Origin of the sequence: Rhodopila sp., from assembly GCF_965277825.1 — a bacterium.
Taxonomy (GTDB): domain Bacteria; phylum Pseudomonadota; class Alphaproteobacteria; order Acetobacterales; family Acetobacteraceae; genus Rhodopila.
The window spans coordinates 20458-29376 of the sequence record NZ_CBDIDU010000001.1; the positions used below are offsets into that span (position 1 = coordinate 20458).

Annotated in this window: 9 protein-coding genes, 1 tRNA gene and 1 pseudogene; 6 read left to right on the top strand and 5 right to left on the bottom strand. The window is 64.9% G+C overall.

Translation table 11 applies throughout. From position 1 onward, the window contains the following. The first annotated feature begins 27 nt into the window (after window positions 1-27). Window positions 28-585 carry a Uma2 family endonuclease gene (locus ACQY4T_RS00120; RefSeq protein ID WP_428530577.1) on the top strand — a complete coding sequence of 186 codons (558 nt, stop codon included), beginning with the start codon at window positions 28-30 and terminating at the stop codon, window positions 583-585. Window positions 586-610: 25 nt separating this feature from the next. Here ACQY4T_RS00120 and ACQY4T_RS00125 read toward each other — a convergent pair. Next, window positions 611-1119 (bottom strand): annotated as a pseudogene (locus ACQY4T_RS00125) (DUF29 domain-containing protein). Window positions 1120-1188: 69 nt separating this feature from the next. Here ACQY4T_RS00125 and ACQY4T_RS00130 point away from each other — a divergent pair. After that, window positions 1189-2379 (top strand): acyl-CoA dehydrogenase family protein, encoded by a 1191-nt coding sequence (locus tag ACQY4T_RS00130; RefSeq protein WP_428530580.1) that lies wholly within the window; start codon window positions 1189-1191, stop codon window positions 2377-2379. Between the two features lie 50 nt (window positions 2380-2429). Beyond that, on the top strand, window positions 2430-3545 hold the full coding sequence (locus ACQY4T_RS00135; protein ID WP_428530583.1) for an acyl-CoA dehydrogenase family protein: 1116 nt from the start codon (window positions 2430-2432) through the stop codon (window positions 3543-3545). A gap of 27 nt (window positions 3546-3572) precedes the next feature. Here ACQY4T_RS00135 and ACQY4T_RS00140 read toward each other — a convergent pair whose 3' ends face one another. The 4 genes from ACQY4T_RS00140 to ACQY4T_RS00155 all read right to left on the bottom strand — a co-directional run bounded on the left by ACQY4T_RS00140 (window position 3573) and on the right by ACQY4T_RS00155 (window position 6591). Beyond that, window positions 3573-3854, bottom strand: coding sequence for a hypothetical protein (locus ACQY4T_RS00140; RefSeq protein ID WP_428530586.1), 282 nt, complete (start codon window positions 3852-3854; stop codon window positions 3573-3575). A gap of 56 nt (window positions 3855-3910) precedes the next feature. Next, window positions 3911-4114 (bottom strand): hypothetical protein, encoded by a 204-nt coding sequence (locus ACQY4T_RS00145; RefSeq protein ID WP_428530589.1) that lies wholly within the window; start codon window positions 4112-4114, stop codon window positions 3911-3913. Between the two features lie 46 nt (window positions 4115-4160). Then, the gene (locus tag ACQY4T_RS00150; RefSeq protein WP_428530592.1) at window positions 4161-4688 is read right to left on the bottom strand and encodes a peptidoglycan-binding domain-containing protein; all 528 of its coding nucleotides are present in this window, start codon (window positions 4686-4688) and stop codon (window positions 4161-4163) included. A gap of 91 nt (window positions 4689-4779) precedes the next feature. Then, the gene (locus tag ACQY4T_RS00155; protein WP_428530595.1) at window positions 4780-6591 is read right to left on the bottom strand and encodes a transglycosylase domain-containing protein; all 1812 of its coding nucleotides are present in this window, start codon (window positions 6589-6591) and stop codon (window positions 4780-4782) included. A gap of 132 nt (window positions 6592-6723) precedes the next feature. Here ACQY4T_RS00155 and ACQY4T_RS00160 point away from each other — a divergent pair, with 132 nt between their 5' ends. The 3 genes from ACQY4T_RS00160 to ACQY4T_RS00170 form a co-directional block, all read left to right on the top strand. Beyond that, the gene (locus ACQY4T_RS00160; protein WP_428530598.1) at window positions 6724-7626 is read left to right on the top strand and encodes an NAD(P)-dependent oxidoreductase; all 903 of its coding nucleotides are present in this window, start codon (window positions 6724-6726) and stop codon (window positions 7624-7626) included. 53 nt (window positions 7627-7679) lie between these two features. After that, window positions 7680-7762 (top strand) — tRNA-Leu (locus ACQY4T_RS00165). Window positions 7763-7944: 182 nt separating this feature from the next. Further along, window positions 7945-8919 (top strand): hypothetical protein (locus ACQY4T_RS00170; RefSeq protein ID WP_428530601.1); only part of this gene is annotated, 975 nt, incomplete at its 3' end.

Genomic DNA, 8919 nt, shown 5'->3' on the forward strand with positions numbered 1-8919 from the left:
CTATGCTGGCCGGCGCAGGAGGATCGTATGGCACAACGGCTGACCCGTGAGGAGTTCCATCGCTGGGCGGAAGGGCAGACCGGGCGATACGAACGCGTCGCTGGCGAACCGGTGGCGATGTCGCCGGAGCGCATTCAGCACGTCCGCATCAAGAGCCGCATTTGGGCCGCCCTAGATCGCGCGATCCGCGACGCTGGACTCGATTGCGAGGCGCTCGCCGACGGCGTGACGATCGAGGTGGACGAGGAAACCGATTATGAGCCCGACGCGGTGGTGAATTGCGGTCCGCCTCTGTCGCCCGATGCCACGGCGGCGAGCAATCCGGTGGTCGTGGTGGAGGTGCTGTCGCCATCGACCCAGTCGGTGGATAGTGGCGAGAAGTTGGCCGACTATTTCCGGGTTGGTTCGATCCAGCACTATCTTGTCGTGCGGGTCCGGCGGCGGGAGATCATCCATCATTGGCGATCCGGCGACGAAGTCGTTTCTCGTGCGGTCAATCTGGGCATGATCCGGCTGGATCCGCCCGGCATCGCACTGGATGTGGCGGACGTTTATGGCGGGGAGACAGATCTTTCAGGGACGTGACCGATAGCTGCAACCCGAGCGGCGGTCAGTCCGGCTTTACGAAGTTTTGTTCCAGAGCGGCCTGGTCGTAGTTCAACAGGTCATTCAGACTGACCGGGCAGGTAGGCTGCTGTCGGGCGCCAAATACCCCATCGATCCGCGCGCCGGCGAGTTGTTTCACGGCCCTGGCATGCAGCGCCGCGAGATCGATCGAACGCCGCATCGATGGCGCGAAACGCTGCTGTGCGTCGGATTGAAAAGAGACGATCTCCTGGCCCCAGTGGGAAGCAGCCGGACTTTCAGGCCAACCTTGCAGCTTCAGCAGATGAACCAGCATCAAACGCAGGCAGCTCCGGACGGCGTTGAGTTCGGACTGGCCACGTCTTCAATCTCCTGAACAACGTGCTCCCAATCGAGGTCGTTCACCTGTTCCCCGCGCGCGAGGCGGCGCAGCAGGTCTGCCTGGTGCTTGGACCAGGCAACGATGTCGGTTTCATAAAGACCATTCGGCATGCGTGATGAATAGCGCGTTCGGCGCCCGGGTGCCAGCCGCATGGCAGCCCTTGCCGGTTCGGGGAGATGATGGTCACCTTGGGTCACGCAGTAAGCCACGGGGAACCGCCGATGCCCACCGCGACCACGTTCCGCGCCGACACGCGCGCCTGGCTAGAGCAGAATTGTCCGCCGGCGATGCGCAGCTTCATGCCGGAGAACGAGCAGGTCGCCGGCGGCAAGCAGGCGCACTACGTGCGGCCGGAGCAGAAGCAGTGGCTCGATCGCATGGCGGCGGTCGGCTGGACCGCGCCGACCTGGCCCAGGCAATACGGCGGCGGCGGGCTGTCGAACGACGAAACGCTGATCCTGGAAGAGGAAATGCAGCAACTCGGCTGTCGTCCGCCGCTGCGCGGCATGGGGCTGTCGATGCTGGGGCCGGTGCTGCTGGAATACGGCACGGAAGAACAGCGACAGACCCATATCCCGCCGATCGTGCGCGGCGAGATCCGCTGGTGCCAGGGTTACAGCGAGCCAGAGGCTGGGTCCGACCTTGCCAGCCTGCGCACGCGGGCGGTGCTGCAGGGTGAGCATTTCCTGGTCAACGGCCACAAGATCTGGACTTCCAACGCCCACCGGTCGGATTGGATCTTCTGCCTGGTGCGCACTGACCCGACGGCGAAAAAGCATGACGGTATCAGCTTTCTGTTGATCGACATGGACGATCCCGGGGTCCGGGCGCGGCCGATCCGGCTGATCAGCGGCGCCTCGGTATTTTGTGAAACGTTTTTGGAGAATGTCCGCGTGCCGGCGGCCAACCTGGTCGGCCCGCTGAACAAGGGCTGGACCATCGCCAAGCGCCTGCTGGAGCACGAACGCAAGGGCATCGGCGGCATCTCGGCGCGCAATGCGGCCAAGTTCGAGAGTCCGCTGGAGGCGGTGGCCAAGCAATTCGCCGGCGAGGCGGACGGCAAGATCGCCGACGCGATCCTGCGCGATCGCGTCGCCGCCTATGCGATGGACGCGCACGCCTTCCAGTTGACCCGCCGTCGCGCCGCCGAGGAAGCCGAGTCTGGCGCCGCGCCCGGCCCGCTGTCGGCGATGTTCAAGCTGCAGGGCACCGAACTGAACAAGCGGCGCTATGAAATGCTGCTTGAGGCCGAAGGCTTCCAGGGCTTGGGCTGGGAGGGCGAAGGTTTCAGCGGCGACGAGCTTCGTTTCACTCGTGAATGGCTGCGTTCCAAGGCCAATTCGATCGAAGGCGGAACGTCCGAGGTGCAGTTGAACATCATCGCCAAGCGCGTGCTTGGGCTGCCGGATTAGGTGTGGTCGGCGACACCATGAACGCGATCGACTGACGCAAAGGCCCATCGATGCCCCTGATCCTGTCCGAGGAAGCCCGTCTGGTGCGTGATACCGCGCTGGATTTCTTTCGCCAGCGCAGCCCGGTCACCGCGCTGCGCAAACTGCGTGACAGCAACGATGCCGACGGTTTCTCACGCGATCTGTGGCGGCAGATGGCGGACCTCGGCTGGACCGGCTTCCTGGTCGGCGAGGATGACGGCGGATCGGGGTTCGGAATGACCGGCCTGGCGCAGGTGATGGAAGCCTCGGGGCGAAGCCTGGCGGCGACGCCATTGATGTCCACTGCATTGCTGGGCGCGTCGTTGCTGGCACTGGCGGGTTCGGAGCGGCAAAAGGCCGACTATTTGCAGCCGTTGCTGGCGGGCGAGCACATTGTGGCGCTGGCGCTGGAGGAAACCAGCCGCCACGCGCCGGACCGGATCGCGCTGAGCGCCGAACCCGACGGCGCCGGCTACCGGCTGAGCAGGGAAAAGGGCTTCGTGCTGGATGGCCATGTCGCCGACACGCTGATCGTGGCCGCGCGCACCGGGGGCGGCGTTACGCTGTTCCTGGTTCCCGGCGAAGCGGCGATCCGTAGCAGGCTGATCATGGTGGACAGCCGCAATGCCGCGCGCATCCGGCTGGATAACGTGACGGTCGGGGCGGAAGCCGTGCTCGGGCGGGTCGATGGCGGCGGCGATGTGCTGGACCTGACGCTGGACCGCGCCCGCGCCGGGCTCGCCGCCGAGATGCTGGGCAGCGCGCAAGAAGCGTTCGACCGTTCGGTGCAGTACCTGAAGGACCGCAAGCAGTTCGGTGTGGCGATCGGCAGCTTTCAGGCGCTGAAGCACCGCGCCGCGCAGATGTTCTGTGAGCTCGAAATGACCCGTTCGGCGGCCCTTGCCGCGGTGTCGTCGCTGGATCGGAACGGCAACGATGCATCAGCGCTGGCCAGCCTGGCGAAGTTCAAGGCCAACGAGACGCTGTTTCTTTGCGCGAACGAGGCCGTGCAGATGCATGGTGGCATCGGCATGACGGACGAGCACGAGATCGGCTTTTTCCTCAAGCGCAGCCGCGTCGCCCAGGCCAGTTTCGGGGACAGCCGATTCTGCCGCGACCGCTACGCCAGGTTATCGGGATATTAGTTGGGCGGAACGTGCGATCGATCGGGTTTACCGGTGGTCCGAGAGCTTCGGGACGCTCCTGGTGCTCAACCCTTCTTCTTGCAGCAGCTTCCTGTCGGTGTGCTGCAGATCGCGGTTGGCGCGTTGCCGCTGGGCGGCGGGCGGCTGCACGCCGGCGGCTTTTTCGCGCGGGACCACCTGGCTGGGTGTTGGCTGGTAGCTGAAACCATTGGCGCGGTTGCCGTTCGCCGGCGGGGCCGAATTTTGCGCCGCGGCCGGAATTGCCGCACAGAACGACGCGGCAAGCAGGATGAGGGGAGCCACTGCCATGCCCGCGCCACTATCGTGCCGTTCTGACTGAGCGGCCGATCGAGCGCGGACTGGCTTCACTTTTCCCGCAACACGCAATGGCCGACCAGCACGCCGATCGGAAACGAGGCCAAGGTCCAGGCCGTCAGGACGTCGGCCACCTCGGTTGAAACGATGCGCAGCGCGAACATGCCGGCTGCGAAGACCACGGTCAGGCTGAGCATTGCGGCCAGCTTGAGTGGTTCAATCGCTTGAACGCGGGCAAACCGTTTCACATGCATCGATAAGCTCCCACGTTCTCAACTGAATGCGACCTGGCTGACGCCGTCAGTGCGACGGACCCGGCGCGGTGTTGTCGGCGGGGTTCGCATTGCTGGGCTGGGCCGGCGTGCCGGGGTTGTTCGTGCCGGGGTTGTTCGTGCCGGGGCTGTTCGTGTTGGCATTGTTCGCGTTGGCGTTGTTCATCCCGGCGTTGGTTGAAGCCGAGCCGTTGGGAGTGGTGGAGTTGGGCGTGGTTGTATCGGTGGAGGCCGTGGGGCTACGCGTAACGTTCAGCGCCTGCAAGGTGGACACGTCCAGTTGCCCGCTCGATCCCAGGTTATGGTCTTTCTGGAACGACCGTACCGCGCTCTCGGTGCCCGAGCCCCACACCCCGTCAACGTTGCCCTGCTTGTAGTAGCCGTTGGCCCTCAGCTTGGCCTGCACCTGCTTGACCATGTCCGGTGACACCGTGGGCTCGGTCGCCGCCATCGAGGCTTTCGGCGCCTCGCTAGCGCTGTTGTGGCCCATCATGTTGGAACACGCGCCCAGCCCGGCCACTACACCGACCGCAATCCCGTAACGCCATGTGTTCATCGCTTCCTCCTGCACTCCGTTGCGAGTCGAAGCGTGCGGGCGGTGGTTTAGTTCCCGATAGCAGCGGTAGCGAAACAGAGAGCGGACGGTTTCAATCCAGCCTGGTCGCGATATCGTGGAACAATCGGGCCGGCAGGCCGCCGCCCATCACGCCTCGCATCGGCGTGTCCTCGTCATTGCCGAGCCAGATGCCGATCAGCCGGTTTTTGGTCGAGCCGATGAACCAGGCGTCGCGGAAATCCTGTGTCGTGCCGGTCTTGCCGGCGACGAACTGGCCGGGGATCGCGGCGGCTCGGCCGGTGCCGCTGGTCACCACCGCGGCCAACATGCGGGCCATCATCGCGGCTTGGGCCGGATCGATCACCCGTTCGGGCTGGTGTGGGGTGCGCTCCAGCCCGAACGGCACGACCCGGTTGCCGCCGTTGAAGAACGGCGCGTAGGCGGCGGTCAATTGCAGCAGGCCGACCTCGCCGGTGCCCAGCGCGAGCGACGCGTCGTTCGGCAACGGGTCGCGGATACCGAACTCGGCGGCGGTGGCGGCAACCGCCTTGGGTCCGCCGCAGCGCAGCAACAGGCGCACGGCGGCGGTGTTGATCGACTGCGCCAGCGCTTGCTCCAGGGTGATCTCGCCCAAGTAGCGGTGCTCGAAGTTGACCGGGGTCCAGGAGCCGATGCGCAGCGGGGCATCCAGCACCTTGTCGTCGGGGGTGAGGCCGGCGCGCAGCGCGATCAACCAGACGAACGGCTTGAACGTCGACCCGGGCTGGCGGCGGGCCAGCACGGCTCGGTTGAACGGGCTGTCGCGGAAGTTGCGGCCGCCGACCATGGCGCGGACGGCGCCGTTGGCGGCATCCAGCACGACCACCGCGCCTTGGCCGACATTGTAGGTGGCGCCGGCGGCGGCCAGCAGCTCGGAGAGCCGGGTTTCGGCCACCCGTTGATCGTGGCTGTCCAGGGTGGTGCGCAGCACGGCGTCGGCATCGGGGGCCAGCAGCGCCTGAGATTGGCCGGCGATCCAGTCGGCGAACCAGCCGGGCGCGACTGGGCTGGGGGGAAAGCTGATCCGTTCCGCCGCAGTCCGCGCTTGCTGTTCGGTGATCGCCCCGGAGTCCGCCATCGCCGCCAGCACTTGCTTGCCCCTGGCCAGCGCCAGGGCGGGATTGACCCGCGGGTTGAAGCGCGACGGGGCGCGCGGCAACCCGGACAGCACGGCCGCCTGGGCCAGCGTCACGTGGCGCGCCGAGACGCCGAAATATACCCGCGCCGCGGCATCCATGCCCCAGGCGCCGGACCCGAGATAGACCCGGTTCAGGTAGATCTCGAGGATTTCCTGCTTGGTGAAGTGCCGTTCCAGCCACAGGGTCAGCAACAGTTCCTGCACCTTGCGCTTGGTGGTGCGGGCGTTGCTGAGGAACAGCGTCTTGGCGACCTGCTGGGTCAGGGTGGAGCCGCCCTGGACCACTCGCCCGGCGGTGAGGTTGACCCAGGTGGCGCGCAGCAGGCCGATCGGATCGATGCCGGGGTGGTGCCAGAAGCGGCGGTCCTCGACCGCGACGATGGCGGCCGGCAGCCAGGGGGAGAACGCCTTGAGGCGCAGCGGTTCGCCGACCAGGTCGCCGAAGGTGGCGATGACGTGGCCGGATCGGTCCTGCAGGGTCAGGCTGGGGCGGCGCACGGCGTCGAGCGCCGATTCCGGGCGCGGCAGGTCGCGGGCGAACCACAGCACCGCCACCGCCGCCGCCAAGGTGAGCCAGACCGAGGCGATGAAGCCCCAGCGCAGCAGCCAGGTCAGGGTGCGGCGGCGAGCCGGGGCCATGGCGGGCGGCGGGGTGATCGGCTTGCGTCGGCTGGCCGCTGCTTGTGGCGGGTGGACGCGGGGAACGGTGGGAGCGGGGCGCGCCATCCCGGCGGTCTGTAGCAGATCGGCCGGCGCCGGGATCGGGCTTCTTGCGGTGCGCCGGATGGTTGCTGCGAATTGTGGCGGTTCTGCGATACCATCCGGCGGATCGATCCGAACGGACAGAGGAGAGCGTGAATGAAGGGCCTGTTTCTCGATGCCGTGGACGACCTTGCCGGGGTGTTCCATCGCGTGGTTCGGCCGGGCGACCCGGCGATGGACGTGCTGGAGCGCGGCGAGATCGCGCCCGAGGAACTGCCTGGGCTGATTGCCGGCTATGATTTCATTTTTGACGACCACACTCAGTTGCCGACCGAGGCGATGCGCGGCTGTCGCGGACTGAAGCACGTGATCTTCCTGGGCACCGGGGCGCGTAGCTACATGCATCCCGAGCAGTTGGCCGAGCTGGGGATCGGGGTGCATATCATCAAGGGGTATGGGGATATCGCGGTGGCCGAGCACAGCATCGCGCTGATGTGGGCGGCGGCCAGGGGGCTGGCGCGGATGGACGGCGGCATGCGGGCCGGTAATTGGATCCGCACCGAGGGCCTGGAACTGACCGGCAAGACGCTGGGGCTGGTGGGTTTTGGCGGAATCGCGGCCGAGGTGGCGCGGATTGCCTCGGGGTCCGGCATGCGGGTGCTGGCGTGGAACCGTTCGGCGAAATCGGCCCCGGGCGTCAGCTTTGTCGATTTGGACACGCTGCTGGGGGAGAGCCAGGTGCTGTCGCTGCACCTGTTGCTGAACGACGAGACTCGCGGCTTCCTGGATGCCGAACGGTTGGGCAAGTTGCGGCCGGGGGCAATCCTGGTGAACACCGCGCGGGCTGCTCTGGTGGACGAGGCGGCGATGATGGCGGCGCTGCGCAGCGGACATTTGCGGCACGCGGCGCTGGATGTGTTCGAGACCGAACCGTTGCCGGCGGGACATCCGCTGACCACGCTGGCGAATGTGACGCTATCGGCGCATAGCGGGTTCCGCACGCCGGAAGCGAGCGACAAGCTGGTTCGGATGGCGCTGGATATTGCTTGCGGATTGTGAGGGGCGTGCGTGGGTCTGGTCGGGGTGCTGGGGCGGCGGTAGAACGGCGCGGTGCCCGCCTGGCGGAATGGTAGACGCAGCGGACTTAAAATCCGCAGTTGGCAACGACATACCGGTTCGAGTCCGGTGGTGGGCATACTGCGTAAGTAATTGATATGTGCTTAGAAAAGCCTTGTGTGCTAAGGGCTCGACGGTGACCGGCAGGCCATTTCACATGTTTTCACAATTAGGAAGGCACCATAACCCGTTCGCTGCCCGGACGACTCTGTTCCTCCGGACTTTTGGCGCAGCGCCGCTTGCGCCGGTCGGGAGGCTGGTATGGGTCAGTATAAGTTTTTAGACAGCAGATACATTGACAATCTGCTGCGTGGGCAACTCCGCTTCGGTCGGTTGATCTACTATCGGCTGCTGGAGGTGGTAACTAAAGATCAGTGGATTGGCGACACGTCTGAAGGTTTGGCGCTGACCAAAATCCAAAATTTGTCCATAACACCCGCCGCGCCCAATCCGCTCGCCCAAAGACGGCTGGAAGAAGCCCGCATCGTGAAGATGGTTGAAGGCTCCTCAGTCAATATTAGCAACTGCACCTTTGTAAACGAAGTTGATTGCTTCGTGTTTTGTTTCTCGCAGGGTGATCTGAAGCATTTGAAAGACATCATGTGTGATCCAGTCCGTCCTGATTACGCATATGACGGCTGTGTTTCCCTCCCTACGCCTGAAGCGCTGGCCCGTGCCGTTCTCCAGACGGGTATCGTGGACGGTAGACCTGTCGGAGATAAGTTTATCGTCAGTGTCGGGGCTGCGAACTACGAATTGGCTGCGCACGACTTTCTCAAGGATGGCGTCGCTCCGGCTAACCCATTCAAGAAGGATCGCCGATACATTGCACAGCAGGAGGCGCGCATCGTTCTAATACCGAGAGAGCCAATCCAATGCGATTTTGTAAGCGTGACGATAGCCAGCCCATCCACTCTGTTTCGTGAGCAGTTTCGTTGCTTGCCACTCGCAAAGGAAGCGGTAGCCGAGCGGTTTCGGGATGAGCGTTCATTACCCGATTTGTTTAACATTCTTTCCGCAGCGCTTCGAGCTTGGGATGGTTCTCGATCACCATGGATCTCTGCGGCGCCGTTAGACTTGCCCTCTGACGAATGGATTGCGGCGATGCGTCGGGAAAGCGATGACCGCGAGAGAGCCTTCGACGAACGCAGGGGCGAGGCGGATCAAGCCTACTGGACGCTGCGCAAGACTTTCCCAGACATGCAGCTTGACCGTGATGTCGCTCGCTCAGCCAAG